The 2,172-nt window shown below is 59.4% G+C and carries 2 protein-coding genes; both read left to right on the top strand.

What is annotated here, in order from left to right; all coding sequences use genetic code 11:
- The coding region (locus AC1DRJ_RS25260) for a dynamin family protein (protein ID WP_477804560.1) at positions 1–1,645 on the top strand (1,645 nt) is incomplete at its 5' end.
- Between the two features lie 87 nt (positions 1,646–1,732).
- Positions 1,733–2,172, top strand: a 440-nt coding sequence (locus AC1DRJ_RS25255; protein ID WP_477804559.1) for a dynamin family protein, incomplete at its 3' end; no start/stop codon positions are given.

Here is a 2,172-nt window from a genome sequence, read left to right as displayed (position 1 = left end):
GGAGTATGTTGGCAGCGGCGGACGCTTCACCGCCATCACCAAGATGTCCGTGCTGCATGTCGACGACAAGCGCCTGCAGGGCCTGGAAATAATAGATACCCCCGGCTTCAACGACCCGGTGGTTTCCCGTGGCCAAATCACCCGTAGCTTCCTTGGCCAGTGCGACGTGATCTTCCTGCTCTCGGCAGTCAGCCAGTTCCTCACCTCTTCCGACATGGCGGTGCTGCGCGAGCAACTGCCTGAAGCGGGTATCGACGACAAGGCGGTGTTCCTGGTCGGTTCGCAGCGTGATCTTGCCCTGCGCCAGGATCGTGGTATTGCCGTCACAGCCAGCAAGCTCGCCGAGCGGGCACCCGCCGAGAAACGTTCTGCTGTACGAACCGGTGCAATGTTGCAACTGCTGGACAAGAAAATGACCGAGCAGGCCGGCCTGACGCTGGAAGCGCAGATCAACCAGCCTGGCCAGGACAACAAGACCCGGCGCATCCTCAGCGCCGTTAAAAAATCCGCACCACGCTTCATTTCCAGCTGGGCGTGGCTAGTCGCCGAGCACTTCGATTCCCTGTCCGAAGAAGACCGGGAACAACTCGATCAGCTATGCACCGCGACCGGTTTTGCCTTTGAACCGAACAGCCTGCGTCAGCTCTCCAACATTCCGGCGCTGCGCGACGAGATCCTCGCCCAACTCGAACACAAGCAGCGCCTGATCGCCAGCAAGGAGCAGGCACTGATCGAAGGCGTGCACAACGGAACGCGCGAACGCCTGCAACAGATTGACCTCAGCCTGCAGGCGCGTAGCGAGCATGTGCGCAACGGCGACATCGGGGAGCTGGAAAAAACCGAGCAGGACATGCTCAAGCGTATGCGAAGTGGCAAGGCACGCCTGGAAGGCGTGTTTGACGAGCAGTCGGTCAAGGCCAGTCAGCAGTTCGCGCTGCTCAAGACAGACATTCGCGAGCAGGCACAGAAGTACTCCAGGGTGGACGTGGTCAAGGAAACAACGACCGAGTCCTACTCCGTTTCGACGTCCAGCTGGTACAACCCCTTCTCCTGGGGGGATCGGGAAACACGCTTCCGCGATGTGGTCACCGTCTACGCCAGCGCTCAGGATGCCATCGAGCGCGTACAGGTCTTTGCCTTGCAGACCACCAAGGCCCTGCAGAAGGCAATCATTGACTGTGTCGATCTCGATGAGATGCGCCGTAAAGTCGGTGTCGCGGCAATGTCGCTGTTCGACACCGGCAGCGCCGACTTCGATGCCGAACTGATGCTGGCCGAGGTCAACAAGAGCCTGCGCCGCATCACCATTCCGGATGTCAGCTTCTCCAGCAAGGACTACAGCCTCAGCATCATCAAATCGTTTGGCAGCGATCGGGTTTCAGAGAGCCAGATCAACGGTCTCAAGGAAGCTCAGCGCGAGGCCGTAGCCGCGATCATCCGCGACCTCGAAAGCGAAGTGGAGCACAAGGTCAAGGCTATCGAAGCCAGCCTGAACAGTACCGGCCAGACCTTCGTCGAAGACATGAGCTGCGACATCCAGCGGAGCCTGACCCGTTTGCGAGAAGATATTGCCAACAAGGAGCAGAGCACCCAACAGATCGCCGCCGCCCGCCAGGCGGTAGCGAAGGCACTGGCCGCGCTGTGATGGCGAAGTGACGAACACATCACACCGCTACGAATATCTGCCAACTCTCGAATCGAGACAGTAGCCCGCAAAATAGAAGATTAATAAATGTCCCTTGAATTCAACTTCAGCCTAGAAGAACTGGAAGTCGCCGAAGCCGAAACCGCCAATCCCTATCTGGCAGATTCGGCGCTGGGACTGCAGTTGATCACCCGACTGATCGCCCAGCCTCAAGGCGTGATCCCCAGCGAACATCGCCGGCAGCTTCACCGCTTGCACCAACTGATTCACCAGAGCTTCGTCAACCTCGCCGCGCGAGACGACTACCCGGCCGAGGCACAAGCCTATCGCGAGCTAGTGGCGCTGGAGCAGTCGCTGGAGGATATGGTTGCCTTCCCCGATCTGGCCAACAAGACTGTAATCGGTGTCGGCGGCGGCTTCAGCGCTGGCAAGTCGCGCTTTCTCAACAGCCTGCTCTGCGTCGATGTGCTGCCCGAATCGCTGGAGCCCACCACCGCGATTCCCAGCTATATCGTGCAAGGTGAGCG

Source organism: Pseudomonas sp. P5_B2 (genome assembly GCF_056400445.1).
This window is presented reverse-complemented; position numbering and strand designations above follow the sequence as displayed.